A 23,093-nucleotide genomic window follows, 5' to 3' on the forward strand; every position below is an offset into this window, starting at 1 on the left:
GTGGCTTTTTCTAATTTTGAAGTCGTTCGATAATTTCTCAAGGAGTATCCTTTGAAAACCAAACAACTTATTGCCCTCGCGACTGCGATGCTTGCGTTACCTTTAAGCGCAGCCGAGCTAAGTGCTCAAAAAGGTATTTCCATCTTATTAGTTAATGGACAAGCAGCGGAAGAGAAATTGGGGTCTAACTCTGTTGAAGAGGGCTTCACCCAAGCGATTGTTAAACTGGACGAAAAATTAGGTCACGGTGCAAGCGCAGAGATCTTTGAATCTAAGCCATATGTTATTAGCTTTGATGGTCAAGGCTCAGAATTTGAAGTTAAGTTGCCAAGATTTAACAGTGTAGCCGAAGCTAGAAAAGCTTTTGAAAAGCCAAACCCAGGCTGGCAAGTGTTGGTGGATGGTCGTCAGGTAGAAGTTAAACAAGAGATGCTTCCAGGCAAGAAAGGCTTTATGCCATACGCAGGTATGGAGAACCTAGTTGCTGAGCACAACAAACAAAATGGTATCTACTTCAAAAACGGTCAGTTGATCGATAAGCCAGTGGCGGTTGAAGTAGCGGCAGCTACAACAGTTACTACCGTTGGTACAAGTGAGAAAGTGGCACCAGTCACCACTCAAGCAACGAAAAACGTTGAGCAGCTAAAAGCTTGGTATCTACAAGCTAGCAAGCAAGAGCGTAAAGAATTCCGTCGTTGGATGATTGACCAAGAGTAATCATCGAATTGATAGTGAAAGGGTTGGCAGTGCCAACCCTTTTTCTTTTTCAGTGACTCAGCAGTTCGCTGTCATGTTATTGAAAGCAAGTAGGATCGTTTAATGCACTTTCAACCGCGTGAACCAGTTTCTCAATATGTTGTGGTTGGCTAATAAAAGGTGGCATCATATAAATCAGCTTACCAAACGGTCGAATCCATACCCCTTGTTTAACAAAGTGAGCTTGAATCTTTTCCATATTAACTGGCGTTGTCGCTTCTACTACGCCAATCGCACCAAGCCATCTCATTTCTTTCACTAACGGATGTTCCGCTAATCTTGGTAGTAACTGGGAAAATTGCTCTTCAATTGCTTGCGTTTGTGCCTGCCATTCGTTTCGTTCTAGTATTTCCATACTGGCAGTTGCTACCGCACAGGCTAATGGGTTGGCCATAAAAGTTGGACCATGCATAAAGCATCCTGCTTTACCGCCGCAAACGGTGTTGGCGACATGGCTGGTAGCCAGCGTAGCGGAAAGTGTCATATAGCCACCAGTGATGGCTTTACCCAAACATAAAATATCGGGCTCAATATCCGCATGTTGGTAGGCAAACAGTTTTCCAGTGCGTCCAAAGCCAGTGGCTATTTCATCTAAAATCAACAGCACATTATGCTGGTCGCAGAGTTTGCGTACTCCCTTTAAAAACTCAGGATGATAAATGCGCATCCCGCCAGCGCCTTGGACGATAGGCTCTAAGATCACCGCCGCTATCTGTTGATGGTTTGCTTCAAGCTTGCGTTTGAAATCACCAAGGTCATTTTCATCCCACGGCTGCCAAAATCCTGTTTTTGGCGAGTCGGCAAAAATATGCTCGGGCAAAAAGCCTTTGTACAGTGAGTGCATCGAATTATCAGGGTCGGTTACCGACATTGCGGCAAAAGTATCACCGTGGTAGCCATCTCTTAAGGTTAGGAACTTTGAACGACTCTCGCCACGCGCATGCCAATACTGCAGCGCCATTTTTAAGCTCACTTCAACAGCGACAGAACCGGAATCAGCGAGAAAGACATGTTGCAGAGCGTTATCTGTCATCTTGAGTAGTTTTTTACACAAGTTAATGGCTGGAGCGTGTGTTAGACCACCAAACATCACATGAGACATTTGGTTGATTTGTTGCTGGGCTGCGCTATTTAAGTGTGGGTGATTATAGCCATGAATGGCAGACCACCATGAAGACATGCCATCAATCAGTTGTTCGCCAGTTTCGAGAAAGATAGAGACACCTGCAGCACGTTCTACTGGGTAGCAAGGTAGTGGGTTTAAGGTCGATGTGTATGGGTGCCAAATGTGTTGGCGATCAAATTCCAGATCCATGAATGCTCGCTATAGATTAAAAAATAACCAATCGTAAACTTTTAATTTGTTTTATTGTTGACAGTCTATCGTGTGGCTTTAGACTAGCCAAGAGCAAAAAATAAAAATCTATTCAGCTTTGGGTTTTTGCCCTGCATGGATCACAAATAAGGAAGACACGTGGAAGTACGTCATAACTGGACAGTTGATCAAGTTAATCAACTGATGCAAAAGCCGTTTATGGATCTGCTGTTTGAAGCGCAATTGGTTCATAGAAAGTACCAACAGCACAACCATGTGCAAGTGAGCACCTTGCTTTCAATTAAAACTGGCGCTTGCCCTGAAGATTGCAAATATTGCCCCCAAAGTGCCCGTTACACCACCGACGTCGACAAAGAACGTTTAATGGAAGTTGAACGTGTCTTAGATGCGGCAAATAAAGCCAAGAGTGCGGGTTCGACTCGTTTTTGTATGGGCGCGGCTTGGAAAAATCCGAAACAACGTGATATGCCTCATTTAACTGAAATGATCCAAGGCGTGAAGGAACTAGGGTTAGAGACTTGCATGACACTCGGTATGCTAACACCTGATCAAGCCAAACAATTGGCTGATGCTGGTTTGGATTACTACAACCACAACCTAGATACATCACCTGAGTTCTACGGCAACATCATTACTACGCGTACCTACCAAGATCGTTTAGATACGTTATCTCATGTTCGTGATGCCGGTATGAAGATCTGCTCAGGTGGCATTATTGGTATGGGTGAGAGCGCTAATGATCGTGCCGGTTTATTGGTGGAGCTGGCGAATCTGCCAACACATCCAGAAAGTGTGCCGATCAACATGTTAGTAAAAGTGAAAGGCACGCCGTTAGAAAACGCGGAAGATGTCGAGTCATTTGATTTTATTCGTCTAATCGCCATTGCTCGAATCATGATGCCAATGTCTGCCGTGCGTCTCTCTGCTGGTCGTGAAAATATGAATGAGCAGATGCAAACGCTCTGCTTTATGGCGGGCGCAAACTCGGTGTTTTATGGCTGCAAACTATTGACCACACCAAATCCATCTGAAGATAAAGACATGCAGCTGTTCAAAAAGCTGGGTGTGAATAGCCAGCAAGTCTCACAACGACCAGATGAAATAGAAGAAAACGAATTGCTTGATCGCGTTGTCGAGCGAGTTGCTGCGCGCCCTGATAAAGATGACATGTTTTATGACGCAAGCGTTTAATCATCGAATTGCTGCAAGTCTGGAGCTGCGAAAACAGCAAGGCTTGCAACGAAAAATTGTTTCGATAGAGAAAGGCAATACCAGCTCACTTGTTCGCAATAACAAAGAGTACATCAATTTTTCGAGTAACGATTATCTCGGATTAGCGGCGGACAAAAAGCTGGCGAAGGCGTGGCAAAAAGGCATCGATCTCTATGGTAATGGTAGCGGTGCTTCTCCGCTTGTGACGGGGTTTAGTTCTGCTCACCAAGCATTGGAAGACAGGTTATGTGATTGGCTTGGCTATTCGCGGGCTATATTGTTCAGCTCAGGCTTTTCTGCCAATCAAGCGATGCTGTTTTCTCTGTTAGAGAAGCAAGATCTACTTCTACAAGATAAGCTCAACCATGCCTCTTTAATTGAAGCGGGAATGTTATGCCCAGCGACGATGAAGCGCTTTCACCACAATGATGTTAATCATCTTTCGATGCTGATTTCAGGTGATGAATTAGCGAATAGCCTGCCTGATGGCGCGATGAGCCGTTTAGTGGTGACCGAAGGGGTTTTCAGTATGGATGGTGACTTAGCCCCACTTGCTGATATTGCTGAGGTAACACAACAGCGAGCATGGTTAGCGGTTGATGATGCCCATGGCATTGGTGTTTTAGGTAACGAAGGGCAAGGAAGCTGCCATCTGGCAGGTATCAAGCCTCAACTATTAGTGGTCACTTTTGGTAAAGCCTTTGGCTTGTCTGGCGCTGCGATCATGTGTGATGAGATGACGGGTGAGTACCTTACTCAGTTTGCTCGCCACCATGTTTATTCAACGGCGATGCCTCCCTCTCAAGCTTATGCGCTGACTCAAGCGGTTAATATGGTGGCGACTGAGCAATGGCGGCGAGACAAGCTTGCAGAGCTTTATCACTGTTATGACCAGCAGCTAAATTCTGTTTCGGGCTACCAATACACACCAACACCGATCAAACCTTTCGTTGTCGGGGAGGCAGAGCAAGCCGTGCAACTTGCGGAATGCTTAAAGCAAAAAGGATGGTGGCTAACGGCCATTCGTCCACCAACAGTGTCGAAAGGGAAAGCGAGATTGAGGGTTACTTTAACGGCGAACCACACTAAAAGCCAAGTCTCCAAGTTGGCTTGTGAATTACGTTCTTTAATAGAGGGTTAACTGATGAATCATGCTGTATTAGTAGACTCCCCATTTGTTGATAAACAGGCAATAGCAGATACATTCGGTAAAGCCGCACAGAGTTACGACCGCCATGCTGCTTTTCAGCGAGATGTTGGCTTACGTTTATTAGAGATGCTGCCGCAAGATTTATCAGGCAAACGAGTGCTAGATTTAGGTTGTGGCACTGGGTATTTCAGCCAGCAACTTAGAGACCGTGGTGCGCAAGTGGTATGTTGTGATTTGTCACCCGCCATGCTTGAACAAGCGAGGCGCCGCTGTGGCAGTGAAGGGGTAGAGTACCAGCAGGGAGATGCTGAAATGCTACCGTTTGATGATCAACAGTTTGATTATGTGTTCTCGAGTTTGGCTTTACAATGGTGCCAAGATCTCTCTTTACCTTTAGCACAAATGCGCAGAGTAACACGAGCAGGTGGAGAAGTTCTGTTTTCTACATTGCTTGATGGCTCACTGTTTGAGCTGAAACAAGCTTGGGCAAAAGTTGACTCATATCAACACGTCAATGATTTTATCACCGTCAATCAGGTAAAAATTGCGTTAGCGCAAGCCCATTGCAAAACCCATCACTTAGACTTGCCCACCATAATCGTTTGGTACTCGTCGGCATTTTCGTTAATGCGTGACTTGAAAGGCATTGGTGCGAATCATGTACAAGGTCGCTCTCATGGGCTGACTAGCCGCCAATCACTCAAACGCTTAGAGCGTGAGTATCAACATTTTGAACACAACCATCAGGGGCTAGTACCCGCAACATATCAAGTTTGTTTGGGGAAAATAAAACTATGATCGATGCATTCTTTATTGCTGGTACGGATACCGATGTAGGTAAAACAGTTGCATCTAAAGCGATCTTAAACGCTTTAGCGCAAAAAGGTTTGAAGACGATCGGCTACAAGCCAGTTGCGTCAGATAGTGAAAAAACAGAGCAGGGCATGCGTAATTCGGATGCATTGTATCTGCAAAATGCGGCAACCGTAGATGTTGACTACGATGATGTAAATCCATACGCATTAGAATTGGCCGCGTCACCGCATATTGCGGCAAAGCGTGAAAACGTTGTGATTGATTATGACGTACTGAGTGAGAAGCTGGCACAGCATAAACAAAATTCTGATATCGTTTTGGTTGAAGGTGCGGGTGGCTGGCGTGTCCCTGTATCAGACAGTGATTGCCTTTCGACTTGGGTTCAACGTGAGCAACTGCCAGTTGTTCTAGTGGTCGGGATTAAGCTTGGTTGTTTGAGCCATGCGTTATTAACCCTAGATGCGATCAAAGCTGACGGGCTACAATTAGCTGGTTGGGTAGCAAACCGTATCAACCCAGGTACAGAGCACTATGCAGAAATCATCGAAATGCTAGAGCAAAAAATCGATGCGCCAAAAATTGGTGAAATTCCTTACGTACCAAGCGTTAAGCGTAAAGAGCTTGCGAAATATATCGATGTAATGCCACTTGTAGGCTAAATCGGAAAAGGCTGCCATTGGCAGCTTTTTTAATCATCAACACGAACTATTTGTCTGTATTTAAACCCATCAGAGCGGATTGGGTTTCTACGATGCGTCTTTGCATCACTTGTTCACTAGAAAGCCCTAATTGCTGCTTGGCTTCTTCTTCCGATATACCTAAATGGCAGCAAAGTAAATCGATTGCCATTTGATAGTTGTTTGTCTCGACCATGAGCTTATCCTTTCCGACGTTGTTCTGTTCTTTACAGTAAATCTAGCAGCTTTTTGGCGACTCACAATTCGACCAAAGTCTAAGCTTTTTCTTCGCTATTGTTTTTAAACAATTTCTCAAAACGCTCAATATTGAACAAGGTGAAAACAAATGTATCAATTTGCTTCTATCGCTTGAGTTTCATGTGATTCGGCTATATCTATATGCTAGCCTAGAGGGTAGCAGAACGCAGTCGACTAATGACTAGTGCCTATGCAAATAAAGGCATTCTGTTTACTGTAAAGAAAGCCACGAATAAGAAAATGTCCTGTTTCGGAGAAAAGTAATGAAACGAGTTATGCTATTCCTAGCAACTAACTTAGCTGTTGTTTTGGTGTTAAGTGTTGTTCTGAATATTGTTTATGCTGTTACGGGTATGCAACCGGGTAGCCTTTCAGGCTTACTGGTTATGGCTGCTGTATTTGGTTTTGGTGGTTCATTTATCTCTTTGATGATGTCAAAGAAAATGGCGCTTCGTTCTGTTGGCGGTATGGTTATCGAGAGCCCACGTAACGAAACTGAGCATTGGTTGATTGAAACGGTACGTCGTCAATCGCAACAAGCAGGCATTGGTATGCCGACTGTCGCAATTTATGATTCTGCAGACATCAATGCTTTTGCAACGGGTGCAAAGCGTGATGATTCACTGGTTGCGGTATCGACGGGTTTGTTACACAACATGACTCGTGATGAGGCTGAAGCGGTACTGGCGCACGAAGTGAGCCATATTTCTAACGGTGACATGGTCACGATGACTTTGATGCAAGGTGTGGTTAACACTTTCGTGATCTTCTTGTCTCGTTTTATCGCCAACATTGTCTCTTCAAGCAACAGTGATGAAGAAGGCGAAGGCGGCAGCAATATGATGGTCTACTTCGGTGTTTCGATGGTGCTAGAGTTGGTATTTGGTTTCCTCGCAAGCTTTATTACCATGTGGTACAGCCGTCATCGTGAATTCTATGCAGATGCAGGAGCAGCAAGCTTGGTCGGTAAAGAGAAAATGATTGCCGCGCTAGAGCGCTTGAAGATGAGTCATGAATCTCAACTTGAAGGCTCAATGATGGCATTTGGTATCAACGGTAAGCGTTCAATGACTGAACTGCTAATGAGCCATCCGCCACTGGATAAACGTATTGCCGCACTACGCAATGGTTTGTAATCGTATAGATTAACGGCGGTTATCCCGTTTATTATTTGAAAAGGCTTGAATTTTATTCAGGCCTTTTTTGATCCGTACAAACCCCACTACGTAAATAGAACTAAGCTTTACAAAAGTTGTGTACGACTTTTGTCATTCAAGATTGATCGCGTTAAAGCTAAACATGCATGTACAAGGCGAGTGGGGGTTCGTATGGATATCGCAGCAGTGGGTTCTGTTTATCAGCAACTCAACAAATCAAACCTACATCTATTGAATGATCTTTATCACCCCAATGTGGTGTTTGAAGATGCCGCACATCGCTTAGAAGGTTGGGGGGAGCTTAAACGCTATTTCGACTCGCTTTATAGCAACGTCAATAGTTGTCATTTTAATATCCAAGAGCAGCAACAATTTGGTGACAGTGGCTTCATTACATGGACGATGGCGCTAGAGCACCCTAAGTTGCAGAAAGGGGCGACCATTTACGTCAATGGCATGAGCCATTTAAAATTTTCCGATGGTAAAGTCATCTACCACCGAGATTACTTTGATCTGGGTGAAATGCTCTACGAGAACCTGCCTTTACTCGGGTCTATCATTCGTACCATTAAACAGAGGTTAGGCGAATGAGCACCGTATTCATTACTGGTGCGACTTCGGGGATAGGTTATCAGCTCGCCGTTGATTACCATGCAGCGGGTTCAAAAGTGGTCGCTTGTGGACGAAACCCTATAGCATTACAAAGCCTACAGTTGCTCGGAGAGCAAATAGAAATCTTACAGTTTGATGTGACGAATGCCACGGCGTCAAAAAATGCTTTGCAACAAATGAAGTATCAGCCCGATGTGTGGATTTTTAATGCGGGTAGTTGTGAATATATCGAGCAAGGTGAGCTAGACAGTGAATTGATCAAGCGAGTGTTTGAGGTCAATTTTCTGGGATTGGTTAACTCAATCGAAGCGGCGCAACCGTATTTTAAAGCGGGTGATAAAGTGGTCGTTATCGGTTCAATCTCTAGCGAACTTGCGTTACCAAGGGCAGAAGCTTATGGTGCATCAAAAGCCGCAGTCAGCTACCTCGCTCGTACACTGCAAACTACGCTAACGCCAAAAGGCGTATCAGTGACGGTGGTTTATCCCGGTTTTGTTCAAACCCCCCTCACAGACAAAAATACCTTTGCTATGCCAATGATGGTCTCGAGCCAAGATGCTTCAAAAGCTATCCGTAGAGGCATCGCCAAAAACCGATCTTTTATCTATTTTCCTGCTCGATTCACCACCATTTTACGTTTGATCGGTTTACTGCCTTATCGTTGGCAAACGCTGCTCACTACTCAGCTGATTAAGGGTTAAACAATGAAAATCGCAATAATTGGTACAGGCATTTCTGGGCTTACGTGTGGTTACTATCTGCATAAGCAGCACGACATCACTCTATTTGAAGCGAACGATTATATTGGTGGGCATACTGCGACTGTTGATATTGAAATTGAAGCAAAGACTTACCCAGTAGATACGGGTTTTATTGTCTATAACGACCGCACTTACCCACATTTCATTAAAATGATGAATGAGATTGGTGTTGAAGGCGTTGCGACGCAAATGAGCTTTAGCGTGTCGAATAAAACCAATGGCTTAGAATACAATGGTCATACAATCGCCACTCTATTTGCGCAAAAACGCAATTGGTTGAAGCCTCGTTTTTATCGATTCATTGCTGAAATCCTTCGCTTTAATAAATTGGTAAAGCAGCGCGCACAAGTTGAAAGTAGATCGAGCGTCATTACCGATGAAAGCCTTGCCAATGAAACGCTAGGTGATTTCTTGAATCGTCATGGTTTTAGTTATTATTTTAATGATAACTACATTCTTCCGATGGGGGCGGCTATTTGGTCATCAACATTGGCTGACATGCGTGCGTTCCCCCTCGATTTTTTCGCACAGTTTTTCCTCAACCACGGTTTGCTTGATGTCATCAATCGACCGCAGTGGTACGTGATCAAAGGTGGGTCAAACCAATACATTCCGCCCCTCACTCGAGGCTTTGCCGATAAAATTAAACTCAATTGCCCCGTCAATAGCGTGAGGCGTGACAGCCGCGGCGTTTATATTGAGGCTAACGGTCAAACGCACCACTTTGATCATGTGATCTTTGCTTGTCACAGTGATCAAGCACTCGCAATGCTTAGTAACCCATCGACAGAAGAAGAACAGATACTTTCGGCACTGACTTACCAAAGTAATGAGGTGATTTTGCACTCTGATAGCCGTTTATTGCCGCAACGTAAGTCAGCATGGGCTGCTTGGAATTACCGTCTTGAAGGGAGCGATAGCGAACAGAATGCACCGCCAACCCTCACTTATAACATGAATATTTTACAACAGATTGATTGTCCAACGACGCTCTGTGTCTCTTTGAATAGCTCCGCTTACATCGACCAAAGCAAAATACTGCGTAGCTTTAACTACAGCCATCCAGTTTTTACTACCGAATCAATCGCGGCTCAGAAAGAGCGTCAACGTATTAATGGAATCAACAACTGCTGGTTTTGCGGTGCCTATTGGTATAACGGCTTCCACGAAGACGGTGTACGCAGTGCGATAGACATAGTCGAAGCTTTAGCAGAACTGGATACAGCGCTCATCACACGAGGAGCGGCATAATGAATAGCTCGTTGTTGGTAGGGCATGTTCGTCATCGGCGCTTTTCGCCAGTGTCTCACTCATTAAATTATCCACTGTTCATGCCTTGCTTAGATCTCGATGAACTTGAGCAAGTTTTTGAACAAGTGGTCGGAATGGGAACGCGCTGGTGGCATTGGGCGAGGTTTCGCCGTGAAGATTATCTAGGCGAAGGGAATTTAAAAAACGCGGTGCTGGAAAAAGTATTCGAAATCACCGGGGAACAACTCTGCGATGGGCGAGTAGAGGCGGTGATTCATTTGCGTTATCTGGGTATCTATTTTAGTCCGGTTAATTTTTATTATGTCTACGACCAACAGGGGCAATGGCGATATGTGTTAGCTGAAGTCAGCAATACGCCTTGGAATGAGCGCCATTACTATGCTATTCCAGCAACGTCCGATGGCTGTTGGCAGCACAAAAAAGCATTCCACGTGTCGCCATTTAACCCATTAGAACAAACCTACCATTGGCGATTAAAGCCTCTTAGAAAGCGACTTAATATCCATTTAGAATGCCATCGAGAGCAGTGTGAGTTTGATGCGACTTTGCTGATGCGTAAGCAAGACCTTGGTGGATATTCTTTGCTAAAAAAATTGATCGCTACACCGATTATGGCAGTAAAAGTGACCATAGGTATTTATTGGCATGCCCTTAAACTTTGGGTAAAAGGCGCGCCATTTTATTCTCATCCAAAATATCTGAACCTCTCTAAAAAGCAGAATAAGACCAATAAAGGAGCATAGGAAGATGACAACTCAAATTCTAACCCTTCCAAAGCAACTAACCTCGGTTGATAAAACCGCCCGCAGTGTAATATGTGCTTGTATGCAGAAAATTTCTGTAGGTACGCTAACCTTGGTTGAAGAGTTTGAGCCAGGCAAAGTGATTCATAAAGAGAGGTTCGGTAACGGTGAACCATCACAGCCAACAGCTTTGGTCATAGTGAAAAATCCTGCTTTCTATACTCGTTTGCTTAAAGGTGGAAGTATTGCTGCGGCAGAAGCTTTTATGGATGGGTGGTGGGATAGTCCGGACCTTACGACTGTAACTGAACTGATGGCCAGAAACTTATCCATGCTTGATCATTTGGAAAGTCGCTCAAGCTTTTTGACCGGTATCATTCATCGCCTTTCGCACTGGTTTAACCGCAATACCTTGGAAAATTCAGAAAAAAATATTCACGCTCATTATGATCTGAGTAATGAGTTGTACGAAACCTTCCTCGACAAGAACATGCTTTACTCTGCGGGGCTATTTACCTCAGTAAGTGACTCATTAGAACAGGCGCAGATCAACAAAATGGATCGTTTGTGCCAGCAACTTCAATTGCAACCGAGTGATCACGTAGTCGAAATCGGTACTGGTTGGGGAGGCATGGCGATATATATGGCACAACATTATGGTTGTCATGTGACGACCACAACCATTTCAGATGCCCAGTATCAATATGCAAAGCAGTCAGTCGAAGCCCTTGGTTTATCGAAACAAATAACACTACTTAAGCAAGATTATCGCTTGCTCGAAGGTGAGTTTGACAAGCTTGTTTCAATTGAAATGATCGAAGCTGTGGGTAAAGAATACTTAACCTCATATATCAAGAAGTGTCAGTCACTACTGAAACCTCAAGGCTTAATGGCAATACAAGCTATTACCATTGCCGACCAACGTTATAAAAGCTATAGCAACAGTGTCGACTTCATCCAGAAATACATCTTTCCTGGAGGATTCTTGCCATCAATAACCGCAGTGACTCAAGCCACAACTGAGCATAGTGATCTGATCATGCGTGACCTATTTGACATTGGAGATGATTACGCCAAAACCTTGAATCATTGGCATCAACGCTTTAATGGCAAACTCGACAGAGTGGAATCGCTAGGCTTTGATAAGCGGTTCATACGCATGTGGAATTACTATTTCTGTTATTGCGAAGGTGGATTCAAAGCAAAAACCATTAGTACCGTACACATGACCTTTCAACGCCCTTAATGGCTAAGGTCAATAGTTTTGCTGGTAATCGTGAGGTGAATGATGAGCCCGTTAACGCGACTTTTAATTGTTTCAACGTGGTTTCAATTGCTTTGGTGTCTTGCCGTATTAGGCAGAGATACATGGCAGTGGTTCACTGTGATGCTGGTTGTTATGACGCTAATCTTTAGTGCATGGCGTGGGGATTTTAACTGGCGAACTGGGTTTATTTTACTCATGTTTGGTGTGGTGATTGACATTGTTAATACCACCATAGGGCTGCTCGTATTTGACGCAGCCCCTTGGTCTTCTTATATCGCGCTACCGATTTGGTTACTGGCTTTATGGGCGATATTTAGCTGGTATGCACAATTTTTAGTGCCTATGTTGAGCCGATACCCTTTATTGATCGTATCTATTGTTGGAGGTCTAGCTGGAGCGGCAAGCTATATAGCTGGATACAAGTTAGATGCGGTGTCGCTTGGTTTTTCCACTTCAGTGGCATTTGCGATATTTTTCATCGAGTGGTCCGTCATTGTTCTGCTTTGTATGAAAATATTGAATATCGAGGCGGTACAAGATGAAAAGGATAAATTGGCGTAAGACATTTACGGTTATGGGTTTGGGTTCGGTATTGTTCACCTTACCCACTTTTTCAGCAGCGACAACCTACTCATACCAGACAAGCTCAACTAACTCTCTTGAACATTGGCAAAATTGGCAACCCGTTGGTCAGGCGCAATTATCATTTCTCTTTTTTGATGTTTACCAATCAACGTTGCTTACGCCTTCTGGCACATATCAGCAAGCGTTTGATGTTACGCCACACCCTTTAGCACTCAGTATTGAATATCAACGCAGTATTAGTCAGCAGCAATTGCTTGATGCCACATTGGAACAATGGCAAAAGTTAGGCTTCAGCGCTCAAGATTCGAGAGTGTGGATTAAACAGTTGGCGACGATATTCCCTGATATTAAAACCGGTCAGACACTTACTTATATCACTAATGGTACGACGGGGTATTTTGTTTATTCGCCACAACCCAACCAACAACAACAGATTGGTATGATTACTGATGAGTCTCTCAATGACGCGTTTTTGTCTATATGGTTATCACCAAAAACGGAATATTCAGATTTGCGAAAAAGATTGATAGGGATGAAAAGATGAAGGCGAAACTAGGTTTATTTTTGATCGCATGTTTTATATTGATAGGCTGTGGAACACAGCTTTCTGATTACGAATCAAGTGCACCCAAGTTTAATTTATTTGAATATTTTGTCGGTGATGTTAAAGCATGGGGAATAGTGCAAGATTATTCCGGTAAACAAGTCAGAAGTTTTGAGGTCGTTATTGTCGGTAGAGTGAAGGGCGACAGGCTGACTTTAGTTGAGGACTTTATCTACAATGATGGCGTGCAAGAACAAAGAGTTTGGCAGATTAACCGTTTGGCTGATGGTACTTATCAAGGCACAGCGCAAGATATTGTTGGAATGGCTACTGGAGCAGAGCAGGGCAACGCTATGCGGTGGCAGTATGATTTTGAATTGCCTTATGATGGCTCAACAATGACGGTATCGATGGATGATTGGCTCTACCGCCAAGATGAGAAGCACCTTTTTAATATTACCAAGGTAAAAAAATTTGGTGTAGAAGTTGCTCAGGTGACCATCTTCTTCCAAAAGCAGTAACTCAGAATAGTGATTAATAGCAATGGTGCAGGGATGAAAAAGGCCTCCGATTGGAAGCCTTTTCTATAGCATTAAACTTACAGCTTAAAGCTTATCAGTTAGCTCGATTGCTTGACCGATGTAGTTTGCTGGCGTCATCTCTTTAAGACGAGCTTTCTCATGCTCAGGAAGCTCAAGACCATCGATAAAGCTACGCATTGCTTCGCCATCAACGCGCTTACCACGAGTTAGCTCTTTTAGCTTTTCGTATGGCTTTTCAATACCGTAGCGACGCATTACTGTTTGTACTGGTTCTGCTAGAACTTCCCAGTTTTGGTCGAGTTCTTTAAGCAGTGCTTCACGGTTTACTTCTAGCTTGCTGATGCCCTTCATCGTTGAAGAGTAAGCAATGATTGCATAACCCACACCCACGCCTAGGTTACGTAAAACCGTAGAGTCAGTTAGGTCACGCTGCCAGCGAGAGATAGGCAGTTTTTGAGCTAGGTGACCAAAGACAGCATTTGCTAAGCCTAGGTTGCCTTCAGAGTTTTCAAAGTCGATTGGGTTAACTTTATGCGGCATGGTTGATGAGCCGATCTCACCAGCAATGGTCTTTTGCTTAAAGTGACCCAGCGCAATGTAACCCCATACGTCACGATCGAAATCGATTAGGATAGTGTTGAAACGCGCAACAGCATCGAATAGTTCTGCAATGTAATCATGCGGTTCGATTTGAGTTGTGTATGGGTTCCACGTTACGCCAAGAGACTCAGTGATGAACTCTTCGCTAAACTTGTGCCAATCTAATTCAGGGTAAGCAGAAAGGTGAGCGTTGTAGTTGCCTACTGCGCCATTAACCTTCGCTAGGATCTCAACGTTTTCGATTTGCTTGTATTGGCGTTCCATACGGTACGCTACGTTCGCCATTTCTTTACCCATAGTGCTAGGAGAAGCAGGCTGACCGTGTGTACGTGAAAGTAGTGGAATGTCGCGGTGCTCAACGGCGAGTGCTTTGATTGCATCAATCAAGCTACGAATTTCAGGTAGAATTACCGTTTCACGCGCTTCTTTAAGCATCAGTGCATGAGAGGTGTTGTTAATGTCTTCAGAGGTACAAGCAAAGTGGATAAATTCATTAACAGCGTGCAGTTCAGGAACCGCCGCAACTTTTTCTTTTAGAAAATATTCAACGGCTTTTACGTCGTGGTTTGTCGTACGCTCGATCTCTTTGATTCGGCATGCATCTTCTTCAGAGAAGTTTGCTGCGACTTGATCAAGGAAAGCATTTGCTTCTGCACTAAAAGCTGGTACTTCTGCAATTTCAGAAGTCGCTGCAAGCTTTTGTAACCAGCGGATTTCAACGATAGTACGGTACTTCAATAAACCGTATTCACTGAAAATTTCGCGTAACGCAATTGTCTTACTTCCGTAACGGCCGTCTACTGGTGAAACAGCAGTCAATGCTGACAGTTCCATGATGTTCTCCTGAATTGAATTTCTAAATTTTGCGAGCTTTATACCAATAACCGTGGCAATTGTCACGAATATTGCGCAAACGTTTGCGTGAGATTTGTATTGCTCTGAAAAAATTAGCTCGCACCTAGGCGCGAGCTACAAAGTATGTCTACATTCGAGCGAGTAGAATTTGTGCTTGCTCGACCATCTTTTTGCGACCGAAGATTAAATGGCGGCGTTTGCCACCCACTTGGCGCCATAAAACCGAACATCGAATACCCGATAGCAATAGAGCTCGAACTTTGTTTTGGCTGCTACTTTGCTGCAAAACAGAAGGCGTTCCAGTTACTTGAATTCGAGGACCAATCGGGCTCACCACATCAAGGTATACGCTGGCCAAATTACTGATCATCTGTTCGTCAGTGATTGAAAAGTGGTCGACTTGTCGAGAAAGCATCTTGATGCGGTCACCAAGTTGAGACATTGCGTCATTTCGACCACTTAGTTTACGCTCTAGTGCCATTAAACTAATGATGTATCGAGTAATTTCGCTACCTGTCGGTGTGCTATCAATGCCCTTGACTAAGCATTCCAACCCAAGCTTTAGATCAGCTTCGCGACCAAACACAGCAACGGTGCTGCTTGGGTTAGTATTCAAAATCGCTTTCAGTGAGGTTTCAAACGCGTCCGAGTCACAATAACCGTTTTTTGCTGCTTGCTGAACTAAAGCGACAGCTTGGCAGATGCCTGCAAACGCAATGGTGCGGTCATAAAGAGTGTTAGCCACGAAGAGTTACTCCTGATAGTACGTCTAATTAAATGCGCTGTTCGATGATACCACCACCAAGACAAATTTCGCCTTGGTAGAATACAGCTGATTGACCTGGAGTCACCGCAACTTGAGGCTCATCGAAGATAACTTTAATAGTGTTATCATCCACTGGGATGATAGTACACGGAATGTCAGTTTGACGATAACGTGTTTTCACTGAGCATTGTAACGGTTCGTGAATCGGTGTGCGATCGACCCAGTGTAATTGTGACGCGATTAACCCATTAGATTTTAAAAGTGGGTGTTCTGCACCTTGCACGGCAATAAGTACATTACGTTTAAGATCTTTTTCAGCAACGTACCACGGATCTTCGTTACCGCCGCCGCCTTTTTGGCCGCCAATGTGAAGACCTTTACGCTGACCAAGTGTGTGGTACATCAAACCTTGGTGTTCGCCGATTACTGTGCCCTCTGGGGTCTCAATTTTACCCGGTTGAGCCGGTAGATAGCGAGATAAGAAGTCGGTGAATTTTCGCTCACCGATAAAGCAAATACCGGTAGAATCTTTCTTCTTCGCGGTGATCAAATCTTGTTCTTCAGCGATGCGACGGACTTCAGGCTTCTCTAAATCACCCACAGGGAATAGGCTACGTGCAACTTGCTCATGCCCAAGAGTGTATAGGAAATAGCTTTGGTCTTTGTTGTTATCTAAACCGCGTAGCATTTGTGGCTTTTCGCCATTTTCTGGGAATGAGCGACGCACGTAATGACCCATCGCAATGTAATCTGCGTCGAGTACTTCGTCTGCGTATTCTAAAAATGCTTTAAATTTGATTTCTTTATTACACAGAATATCTGGGTTTGGGGTGCGACCCGCTTTGTACTCTTCAAGGAAGTACTCAAACACGTTATCCCAGTATTCAGCTGCAAAATTAATCTTATGTAGGTGAATGCCAAGCTTGTCACATACCGCCTGAGCATCGGCTAGATCTTGAGCCGCAGTACAGTATTCTTCGTTGTCATCTTCTTCCCAGTTCTTCATGAAAAGGCCTTCAACTTGATAGCCTTGCTGTTTTAGAAGATACGCAGAAACCGATGAATCAACACCGCCAGACATACCAACGATGACTTTCTTTTGACTGTTGTCAGTACAGTTCTCAGACATTGCTTAACACCACAAAAATTAACTGGGGGCAGATTCTAACAGAAACCGATTCTCTGGGACAGATCCGAGATCGAAATCACACTTCGAAAAGCGTGGTTTTTTACAACTTTATCGGTCAAAACCCGCGTTATTAATAACGACAAGTCTTCTATATATGGCATAGTAGGCGAAATTCAAGCGTTGGCTGATATCAATTTTGATAATCTTCCAATCAGATACACACAATATTGGGTAAGAAGTAAGCATGAGCGAAGAGAATCAAACCTTTCAAGAGTCTGACTTAATTGAAGTGATCGAAAACCAACTAGAAGATGGTAATCCGATCAAAGTTAAAGAGACATTGATGCGTTTAATGATGACAGGAACAAGCCGCGACGATGCGATTGCGATGATGGCTTGCGCGGTATCGATTGAAATTTTTGATGTGATGAAAAACGAAAGTGAATTCAATTTAAAACGCTATTCAGAGCATTTGGAACGTCTACCAGACCTTAGTTTTATGGAAGGTGAGTAGGGTAAACGTTTGCTATACTCGTGGTTATTGCCGCACTTTTAATGGCGAGGTAGAATCCGCTTTCCTGTCATCCCTTATTCAGAATCATAGTTATGAAATTTCCTGGTCAACGTAAATCAAAGCACTACTTTCCGGTACATGCGCGTGATCCTCTGGTGAGCCAAGCGCAATCAAGTAAGAAAATGTCTCGTACCCATATTATTGGCATTGACCAAACCTTGGTAGACATTGAAGCAAAAGTTGGCTCGGAGCTAATTGAAAAATACGGTTTGAGTAAAGGACACTCATTGGTTATTGATGACCAAACGGCGGAAGCTCTTTACAACGAGTTAAAAGAGAATGCGCTTATTACCAATGAATATGCGGGTGGTACAATTGGTAATACACTTCATAACTATTCTGTGTTGGCGGATGACCGCTCAACATTGCTTGGTGTTATGAGCCAGGATATTAAAATCGGCAGCTATGGTTACCGTTATTTATGTAACACTTCTAGCCGCATGGATCTTAATTATCTGCAAGGTGTTGAAGGGGCAATTGGTCGTTGTTTCGCACTGATTACCGAAGACGGTGAGCGTACTTTCGCGATTAGCGAAGGTCAAATGAACCAATTACACCCAGATAGTATTCCTGAAAAGATTTTTAAGAATGCATCTGCATTAGTATTAACCGCTTATTTAGTGCGTTGTAAGTCAGGCGATCCTATGCCTGAAGCTACGATGCGTGCTATTGAATATGCGAAGAAGCATCAAGTACCAGTGGTATTAACATTGGGTACTAAGTTTGTTATTCAGGATGATCCTAAGTTCTGGCAAGACTTCCTACGTGACCATGTCAGTGTGGTAGCGATGAATGAAGATGAAGCAGAAGCTTTAACCGGTGAAACGGATCCTCTTGCGGCTTCTGATAAAGCTCTTGAATGGGTTGATTTGGTTCTTTGTACTGCTGGTCCAGTTGGCTTATATATGGCTGGTTATACCGAAGACGAAGCGAAACGTGAAACCACGTTACCACTATTACCCGGTTGTATTGCTGAATTTAATCGTTACGAGTTTAGTCGCCCTGCCTCTAAAGTATTATGTGAAAACCCTATTAAAGTATATTCACATATCGCGCCTTATATGGGTGGTCCTGAAAAAATCAAGAATACTAATGGTGCTGGTGATGCTGCACTGTCAGCTTTATTACATGATATGGCAGCGAATAAATACCACAAAGAAAACGTGCCTAATTCAAGCAAGCATGCGTACTGCTTCTTAAACTATTCATCATTTTCGCAGGTATGCAAATACTCTAACCGCGCGAGCTATGAAGTGTTGGTTCAACACTCGCCACGTTTATCTCGTGGTTTGCCAGAGCGTGAAGATAGCTTAGAAGAAGCATACTGGGAAAGATAAACTATTTTTATTAAAACTTGTTTCTGGATAAGTTTAATAAACTAGAATTGAGAACAAATAAAAAGCTCCCTACTTAGGGAGCTTTTTTTATGAATAAATTCGATTAGATTAGGAATTCATCTAAAGATTTACCAGAATCTAGTAGAGCTTGGATTGCAGAAGGTGTGCGACCTTGACCTGTCCAAGTTTTCTCTTCACCGTTTGGATCAACGTATTTGTATTTTGCTGGACGAGGTGCACGTTTAGACTTAGTTTTCGTCTTCGTTTCACCTGCTAGTGCACTAATTAGCGCATCAACATCAATACCATCTTTAGCAATTTGCTCAGCGATTGCTGATAATTTCGCTTCTTGTTCAGCAAGTGCTGCACGCTCTTCTTCTTCAGCTTCTTTACGCTCAGAAACAACAATTGTTAATTTCTCAAGTGCTTCTTCTAATTGCTCTAGAGTTAGCTCACGAGAAAAAGCGCGAAGGCTACGAATGTTTAAAAGAGTTTTTGTTAATTCCGACATAAATTCTCACCAATATATTATAAGCAACGAACTAATATTAATATCGTATTTGTGATAATACAAATTAAATATTGTAAATTGAATAAATGAGTATATTGAAAAATAGTGGGCATGGGAACATTTTAAGCTCACATCACATTCTAATGTTAAGTAAGTGAGTGTAACGTCGCAATAAACGTTAGATGGCAATAGTAGTGATTAGTTTCATAACCTTAATCAAATTTATGAGTTTATATCAATTTTATGGATTGTTTGAACTCAATACCTTTCTACGCTTAATGATTCAACTAGTCGATGAATAAATGTTCGCAGTGGTTTTAAAGGCGTTAATTTAAAATTCGGAGAACTGCTTTGTGTTATTAGTGTCTGGGTGAATATCAAAACCGTATCTATTGCCAGTATTGCAAAACGGCACTCGATAAAATGGTCTTATAAAATTCTAGATAGATGTATTGTAAATGTGATTTTTATAAGTACAATGACCGTTACCTAATGCGCTGCATCGGTTAATGCTATGTTAACTTGGTTAATTATTAGCTTAATCTTTGGTCAGTGCGGTAGAGGCGCGGAATGAATCAGTAACATTTGTTGGGGTGATGCCAATGAACAAATGTGAAAGGTCTTATCCGCCGAAGTGAACTGGTAAATCAAAACCACTCGCTGGGGTTGCACTCAAATAGGGGCAACACTGCCATAGTCTATTATTTGTATAACTATGGAGCGCTACTGTAGGGTTGGGTGGAGTATTCGCTTCCCCGTCGCTATGTTCAACATACGTATATGACATTACGTCTATATGTCTGCAGTAGATCTCTAACCAATTTATTACTGGTTTCGAAGATCATGACTTTAATCGATTTTGCATCATCCCCTTTATCACTACTGCCTCCAGTAGTGGCACTTACTCTTGCGATTGTTACACGTCGCGTATTGTTGTCTCTAGGTATGGGTATCATACTTGGCGCTATTCTGCTTGCTGATTATTCAGTGGGGAATTCTTTGACTTACGTTAAGAACACACTGTTTGGCGTATTTGTTGAAGACGGCTCTATTAATGCTGGTAACATGAGTATTATTGGCTTTCTCGTGCTGTTGGGCATGATGACAGCACTTCTAACATTGTCTGGCGGTACTCGCGCTTTTGCTGATTGGGCTCAATCGCGTGTAAAAAGTAAACGAGGCGCTAAACTTCTTGCTGCGTTCTTGGGCATTTTCATCTTTATCGATGATTACTTTAATAGTTTGGCTGTTGGTGCGATTTCTCGCCCTGTGACCGACCGTTTTTATGTGTCACGTGCCAAACTAGCGTATATCCTTGATTCAACGGCAGCACCAATGTGCGTGGTTATGCCAGCTTCTAGCTGGGGCGCTTATATCATGACTATCATCAGCGGCATTCTTGTCTCTCATGGTATCACTGAGTATTCAGCGCTTGGTGCTTATATGCGCTTAGTGCCGATGAACTTTTACGCAATCTTTGCTCTGTTGATGGTGTTCGCCGTTGCATGGTTTGGTTTAACCGTGGGTAAGATGCGCGATCATGAGATTGCAGCCTCTCAAGGTCGCGGCTTTGATGAAAACCAAAGCGATGAACTTGAAGAAGCGCGAGCACTAGATGAAGAGCTGGATATCCGTGAGAGTGAAAAAGGTAAAGTGTCTGACCTGATCTTACCGATTGTTCTGCTGATCGTAGCTACGGTTGCTTCTATGTTGTATACCGGTGGTCAAGCGTTGGCTGAAGCGGGCAAGCCATTTGCATTGCTAGGCGCGTTTGAAAATACCAATGTTGGTACCTCACTAATTTACGGTGGTTTAGTTGGTCTGATTGTTGCGTTGATTACTGTGGTTAAACAGGGCATTGCTGCTGTAGAGGTTAATCGCACGTTGTGGATTGGCGCGAAATCAATGTTTGGCGCGATTTTAATTCTGGTGTTTGCTTGGTCTATTGGTACTGTTATCGGTGATATGAAAACCGGTAGCTACCTATCAACAATGGCTCAAGGCAATATTGACCCGCAATGGTTACCTGTCATCCTATTCTTGTTGTCTGGCGTGATGGCGTTTTCAACCGGTAGTTCATGGGGTACGTTCGGTATCATGTTACCAATCGCTGGTGATATGGCTGGCAATACGGATATCGCACTGATGCTACCTATGTTAAGTGCAGTACTTGCAGGTTCAGTATTTGGTGACCACTGTTCACCGATCTCTGATACGACTATTTTGTCGTCAACAGGCGCACGCTGTAACCATATTGATCACGTTGCGACTCAGTTGCCTTATGCATTATCTGTGGCACTTGTATCTTGTGTTGGCTTTATCGTATTGGGCATGACAGATTCACTAGCACTTTCATTTAGTGCTGCTAGTGTGGCATTTGTGGCGGTTTGTTTTGTGCTGAGTATGTTATCGAAAGCCAAAATGAGTGACAGTAAGATCGCATAATTACATACGCTGGTCTGAGTAAGATCCACTTTGCTAAATAGTGCATCGTAGATTAGAAGAATCGGAAACCTGTTTTAGGTTTCCGATTTTTTATATCGATTAGAAATCGTTAACAAGGATTAATTTGGTACTTTTTCATTAAACGATAGAGAGTAGTACGTGATATGCCTAATTTTCGCGCTGCGGCACTCATATTGTGGTGACTATCTTCAATCGCATTTTCCACACTCAATTTGGACAAAGAGCAAGCCGGTACTTTATTGCATTGTTCTGGCAGTCCTAAGTCTTCTTGGTTAATAATATTCTTCTCACATAATACGATTGCTCGAGTTAATACATTTTTTAACTCTCTGACGTTACCAGGCCAGTGGTAGCTTAACAGTTTGGTTTCCGCTTGAGATGAGAATTGATGCGCTTGTGATGTATGTATTTGCGCTAAAAAATAGTTGGCCAGTTGTAATATATCGCCATCTCGTTCTCTAAGTGGCGGGACGTTGAGAGGTAATATATTTAAGCGATAGTAGAGATCTTCTCTAAACTTTCCTGATTCGACCTGCTGCAATAGATCGATATGTGAGGCGGCAATAATACGTGAGTCTACATCTGTCTCTTTATCACTGCCTAATGCGAGAATTTTTTTCTGATCAAGAAAATGCAATAAGCTTACTTGAAGATCGGGCGGCATATCACTCACTTCATCAAGAAATAAAGTCCCTCGTTCAGCCCGTTTAATAAAACCTGCGTGGTTAAAAAGCGCACCAGTAAATGCGCCTCTTTTATGCCCAAACAGCTCTGATGCGATTAATCCACTGGGTATTGCGCCACAATTTACCGTTATAAAAGGGTGGTGCTTCCGCGAGGAAAGTTGGTGGATCAGTCTAGCGCAAACTCCCTTACCACAGCCGGTCTCTCCTTGAATCAGCACTTCAACGTCACTTAACGCATACTTCTCTAGCAATGCCAAGACAGATTTGATTTGAGGGCTATCACCAATCAAAAGTTTATCGGTCATTGGGTTGTGTGCGTGAAACGTCATAATGATTATTCTTATATCAAACAAAAGTTCGGGTTATAGAAGAATTTTAGTCTGATTTTTTACTTAATGATTAATCTATCACTAGCAATAAGCGGTGATTATTGATTGTCTTAAAAGTGAGATAATCATAAAGGTCACTTTTATAGTCAAAT

At 43.2% G+C, this 23,093-nt stretch carries 24 protein-coding genes and 1 riboswitch; of the genes, 17 read left to right on the top strand and 7 right to left on the bottom strand.

The window, feature by feature from the left end:
• The first annotated feature begins 51 nt into the window (after positions 1-51).
• Positions 52-717 carry a YccT family protein gene (locus H2O73_RS09415; RefSeq protein WP_246335878.1) on the top strand — a complete coding sequence of 222 codons (666 nt, stop codon included), beginning with the start codon at positions 52-54 and terminating at the stop codon, positions 715-717.
• Positions 718-793: 76 nt separating this feature from the next.
• Here H2O73_RS09415 and bioA read toward each other — a convergent pair whose 3' ends face one another.
• Positions 794-2,071, bottom strand: coding sequence for an adenosylmethionine--8-amino-7-oxononanoate transaminase (gene bioA, locus H2O73_RS09420; protein ID WP_182108592.1), 1,278 nt, complete (start codon positions 2,069-2,071; stop codon positions 794-796).
• A gap of 159 nt (positions 2,072-2,230) precedes the next feature.
• Between bioA and bioB the strand changes: the two genes are divergently transcribed.
• The 4 genes from bioB to bioD are packed head-to-tail and all read left to right on the top strand — an operon-like array spanning position 2,231 to position 5,929.
• The gene (gene bioB, locus H2O73_RS09425; protein WP_182108593.1) at positions 2,231-3,283 is read left to right on the top strand and encodes a biotin synthase BioB; all 1,053 of its coding nucleotides are present in this window, start codon (positions 2,231-2,233) and stop codon (positions 3,281-3,283) included.
• Positions 3,267-4,445 (top strand): 8-amino-7-oxononanoate synthase, encoded by a 1,179-nt coding sequence (gene bioF / locus H2O73_RS09430; RefSeq protein ID WP_182108594.1) that lies wholly within the window; start codon positions 3,267-3,269, stop codon positions 4,443-4,445. Before bioB ends, bioF begins: the two co-directional genes overlap by 17 nt.
• Positions 4,446-4,448: 3 nt before the next feature.
• Positions 4,449-5,252, top strand: a complete 804-nt coding sequence (gene bioC / locus H2O73_RS09435; RefSeq protein ID WP_182108595.1) for a malonyl-ACP O-methyltransferase BioC — start codon at positions 4,449-4,451, stop codon at positions 5,250-5,252.
• Positions 5,249-5,929: a dethiobiotin synthase gene (gene bioD, locus H2O73_RS09440; RefSeq protein WP_182108596.1), complete on the top strand. Its 681-nt coding sequence runs from the start codon at positions 5,249-5,251 to the stop codon at positions 5,927-5,929. The genes bioC and bioD overlap by 4 nt, the downstream gene beginning before the upstream one ends.
• A 46-nt stretch (positions 5,930-5,975) precedes the next feature.
• On the opposite strand, the gene H2O73_RS09445 is transcribed toward bioD, so the two are convergent.
• Positions 5,976-6,143, bottom strand: a complete 168-nt coding sequence (locus tag H2O73_RS09445; protein ID WP_182108597.1) for a hypothetical protein — start codon at positions 6,141-6,143, stop codon at positions 5,976-5,978.
• A 325-nt stretch (positions 6,144-6,468) separates the two neighbouring features.
• On the opposite strand from H2O73_RS09445, the gene htpX reads away from it, so the two are divergent.
• The 9 genes from htpX (at position 6,469) to H2O73_RS09490 (ending at position 13,667) form a co-directional block, all read left to right on the top strand.
• A complete protein-coding gene (htpX, locus tag H2O73_RS09450; protein ID WP_182108598.1) occupies positions 6,469-7,341 on the top strand; it encodes a protease HtpX in 873 nt (290 codons plus the stop codon).
• 192 nt (positions 7,342-7,533) lie between these two features.
• Complete coding sequence (locus tag H2O73_RS09455; RefSeq protein ID WP_182108599.1) at positions 7,534-7,953, top strand: nuclear transport factor 2 family protein; 420 nt, start codon at positions 7,534-7,536, stop codon at positions 7,951-7,953.
• The gene (locus H2O73_RS09460) at positions 7,950-8,675 is read left to right on the top strand and encodes an SDR family NAD(P)-dependent oxidoreductase (RefSeq protein WP_182108600.1); all 726 of its coding nucleotides are present in this window, start codon (positions 7,950-7,952) and stop codon (positions 8,673-8,675) included. Before H2O73_RS09455 ends, H2O73_RS09460 begins: the two co-directional genes overlap by 4 nt.
• A gap of 3 nt (positions 8,676-8,678) precedes the next feature.
• Positions 8,679-9,986, top strand: a complete 1,308-nt coding sequence (locus H2O73_RS09465) for an NAD(P)/FAD-dependent oxidoreductase (protein ID WP_182108601.1) — start codon at positions 8,679-8,681, stop codon at positions 9,984-9,986.
• On the top strand, positions 9,986-10,750 hold the full coding sequence (locus H2O73_RS09470; RefSeq protein ID WP_182108602.1) for a DUF1365 domain-containing protein: 765 nt from the start codon (positions 9,986-9,988) through the stop codon (positions 10,748-10,750). The genes H2O73_RS09465 and H2O73_RS09470 overlap by 1 nt, the downstream gene beginning before the upstream one ends.
• A gap of 4 nt (positions 10,751-10,754) precedes the next feature.
• Positions 10,755-11,996: an SAM-dependent methyltransferase gene (locus H2O73_RS09475; protein WP_182108603.1), complete on the top strand. Its 1,242-nt coding sequence runs from the start codon at positions 10,755-10,757 to the stop codon at positions 11,994-11,996.
• A 39-nt stretch (positions 11,997-12,035) separates the two neighbouring features.
• Positions 12,036-12,578 carry a DUF2878 domain-containing protein gene (locus H2O73_RS09480; RefSeq protein WP_246335879.1) on the top strand — a complete coding sequence of 181 codons (543 nt, stop codon included), beginning with the start codon at positions 12,036-12,038 and terminating at the stop codon, positions 12,576-12,578.
• On the top strand, positions 12,556-13,146 hold the full coding sequence (locus H2O73_RS09485) for a chalcone isomerase family protein (RefSeq protein ID WP_246335880.1): 591 nt from the start codon (positions 12,556-12,558) through the stop codon (positions 13,144-13,146). Before H2O73_RS09480 ends, H2O73_RS09485 begins: the two co-directional genes overlap by 23 nt.
• Positions 13,143-13,667, top strand: a complete 525-nt coding sequence (locus H2O73_RS09490; protein ID WP_182108605.1) for a DUF3833 domain-containing protein — start codon at positions 13,143-13,145, stop codon at positions 13,665-13,667. The genes H2O73_RS09485 and H2O73_RS09490 overlap by 4 nt, the downstream gene beginning before the upstream one ends.
• 84 nt (positions 13,668-13,751) lie before the next feature.
• On the opposite strand, the gene purB is transcribed toward H2O73_RS09490, so the two are convergent.
• The 3 genes from purB to mnmA all read right to left on the bottom strand — a co-directional run bounded on the left by purB (position 13,752) and on the right by mnmA (position 17,038).
• Entirely contained in the window at positions 13,752-15,122 is a 1,371-nt protein-coding gene (gene purB / locus H2O73_RS09495; protein ID WP_182108606.1) for an adenylosuccinate lyase, read from the bottom strand.
• Positions 15,123-15,270: 148 nt separating this feature from the next.
• Positions 15,271-15,888: a high frequency lysogenization protein HflD gene (gene hflD / locus H2O73_RS09500; protein ID WP_182108607.1), complete on the bottom strand. Its 618-nt coding sequence runs from the start codon at positions 15,886-15,888 to the stop codon at positions 15,271-15,273.
• Positions 15,889-15,916: 28 nt separating this feature from the next.
• A complete protein-coding gene (gene mnmA / locus H2O73_RS09505; protein WP_182108608.1) occupies positions 15,917-17,038 on the bottom strand; it encodes a tRNA 2-thiouridine(34) synthase MnmA in 1,122 nt (373 codons plus the stop codon).
• A 244-nt stretch (positions 17,039-17,282) separates the two neighbouring features.
• Here mnmA and H2O73_RS09510 point away from each other — a divergent pair, with 244 nt between their 5' ends.
• Positions 17,283-17,552: a hypothetical protein gene (locus H2O73_RS09510; protein WP_182108609.1), complete on the top strand. Its 270-nt coding sequence runs from the start codon at positions 17,283-17,285 to the stop codon at positions 17,550-17,552.
• Between the two features lie 92 nt (positions 17,553-17,644).
• The gene (locus H2O73_RS09515; protein ID WP_182108610.1) at positions 17,645-18,949 is read left to right on the top strand and encodes an inosine/guanosine kinase; all 1,305 of its coding nucleotides are present in this window, start codon (positions 17,645-17,647) and stop codon (positions 18,947-18,949) included.
• Positions 18,950-19,052: 103 nt separating this feature from the next.
• On the opposite strand, the gene H2O73_RS09520 is transcribed toward H2O73_RS09515, so the two are convergent.
• Positions 19,053-19,460: an H-NS family histone-like protein gene (locus tag H2O73_RS09520; protein WP_182108611.1), complete on the bottom strand. Its 408-nt coding sequence runs from the start codon at positions 19,458-19,460 to the stop codon at positions 19,053-19,055.
• Positions 19,461-20,010: 550 nt separating this feature from the next.
• A riboswitch (Lysine riboswitch) is annotated at positions 20,011-20,194 on the top strand.
• A 109-nt stretch (positions 20,195-20,303) separates the two neighbouring features.
• Here H2O73_RS09520 and H2O73_RS09525 point away from each other — a divergent pair.
• Entirely contained in the window at positions 20,304-21,905 is a 1,602-nt protein-coding gene (locus H2O73_RS09525; RefSeq protein ID WP_182108612.1) for a Na+/H+ antiporter NhaC family protein, read from the top strand.
• A gap of 109 nt (positions 21,906-22,014) precedes the next feature.
• Here H2O73_RS09525 and H2O73_RS09530 read toward each other — a convergent pair whose 3' ends face one another.
• On the bottom strand, positions 22,015-22,941 hold the full coding sequence (locus H2O73_RS09530) for a sigma-54 interaction domain-containing protein (RefSeq protein WP_182108613.1): 927 nt from the start codon (positions 22,939-22,941) through the stop codon (positions 22,015-22,017).
• Positions 22,942-23,093 lie beyond the last annotated feature (152 nt).

Source organism: Vibrio marinisediminis (assembly GCF_014050145.1).
In the GTDB taxonomy this organism is placed as follows: domain Bacteria; phylum Pseudomonadota; class Gammaproteobacteria; order Enterobacterales; family Vibrionaceae; genus Vibrio; species Vibrio marinisediminis.

What these genes read in the sequence shown, in the direction of transcription:
- mnmA (WP_182108608.1), bottom strand. Translation starts at nt 17,038, where the DNA reads ATGTCTGAGAACTGTACTGACAACAGTCAAAAGAAAGTCATCGTTGGT.
- bioA (WP_182108592.1), bottom strand. Translation starts at nt 2,071, where the DNA reads ATGGATCTGGAATTTGATCGCCAACACATTTGGCACCCATACACATCG.
- H2O73_RS09520 (WP_182108611.1), bottom strand. Translation starts at nt 19,460, where the DNA reads ATGTCGGAATTAACAAAAACTCTTTTAAACATTCGTAGCCTTCGCGCT.
- H2O73_RS09470 (WP_182108602.1), top strand. Translation starts at nt 9,986, where the DNA reads ATGAATAGCTCGTTGTTGGTAGGGCATGTTCGTCATCGGCGCTTTTCG.
- H2O73_RS09525 (WP_182108612.1), top strand. Translation starts at nt 20,304, where the DNA reads ATGACTTTAATCGATTTTGCATCATCCCCTTTATCACTACTGCCTCCA.
- purB (WP_182108606.1), bottom strand. Translation starts at nt 15,122, where the DNA reads ATGGAACTGTCAGCATTGACTGCTGTTTCACCAGTAGACGGCCGTTAC.
- htpX (WP_182108598.1), top strand. Translation starts at nt 6,469, where the DNA reads ATGAAACGAGTTATGCTATTCCTAGCAACTAACTTAGCTGTTGTTTTG.
- H2O73_RS09510 (WP_182108609.1), top strand. Translation starts at nt 17,283, where the DNA reads ATGAGCGAAGAGAATCAAACCTTTCAAGAGTCTGACTTAATTGAAGTG.
- bioF (WP_182108594.1), top strand. Translation starts at nt 3,267, where the DNA reads ATGACGCAAGCGTTTAATCATCGAATTGCTGCAAGTCTGGAGCTGCGA.
- H2O73_RS09480 (WP_246335879.1), top strand. Translation starts at nt 12,036, where the DNA reads ATGATGAGCCCGTTAACGCGACTTTTAATTGTTTCAACGTGGTTTCAA.
- H2O73_RS09515 (WP_182108610.1), top strand. Translation starts at nt 17,645, where the DNA reads ATGAAATTTCCTGGTCAACGTAAATCAAAGCACTACTTTCCGGTACAT.
- H2O73_RS09445 (WP_182108597.1), bottom strand. Translation starts at nt 6,143, where the DNA reads ATGGTCGAGACAAACAACTATCAAATGGCAATCGATTTACTTTGCTGC.
- H2O73_RS09475 (WP_182108603.1), top strand. Translation starts at nt 10,755, where the DNA reads ATGACAACTCAAATTCTAACCCTTCCAAAGCAACTAACCTCGGTTGAT.
- H2O73_RS09490 (WP_182108605.1), top strand. Translation starts at nt 13,143, where the DNA reads ATGAAGGCGAAACTAGGTTTATTTTTGATCGCATGTTTTATATTGATA.
- bioC (WP_182108595.1), top strand. Translation starts at nt 4,449, where the DNA reads ATGAATCATGCTGTATTAGTAGACTCCCCATTTGTTGATAAACAGGCA.
- H2O73_RS09530 (WP_182108613.1), bottom strand. Translation starts at nt 22,941, where the DNA reads ATGACGTTTCACGCACACAACCCAATGACCGATAAACTTTTGATTGGT.
- H2O73_RS09455 (WP_182108599.1), top strand. Translation starts at nt 7,534, where the DNA reads ATGGATATCGCAGCAGTGGGTTCTGTTTATCAGCAACTCAACAAATCA.
- H2O73_RS09485 (WP_246335880.1), top strand. Translation starts at nt 12,556, where the DNA reads ATGAAAAGGATAAATTGGCGTAAGACATTTACGGTTATGGGTTTGGGT.
- bioD (WP_182108596.1), top strand. Translation starts at nt 5,249, where the DNA reads ATGATCGATGCATTCTTTATTGCTGGTACGGATACCGATGTAGGTAAA.
- H2O73_RS09460 (WP_182108600.1), top strand. Translation starts at nt 7,950, where the DNA reads ATGAGCACCGTATTCATTACTGGTGCGACTTCGGGGATAGGTTATCAG.
- H2O73_RS09465 (WP_182108601.1), top strand. Translation starts at nt 8,679, where the DNA reads ATGAAAATCGCAATAATTGGTACAGGCATTTCTGGGCTTACGTGTGGT.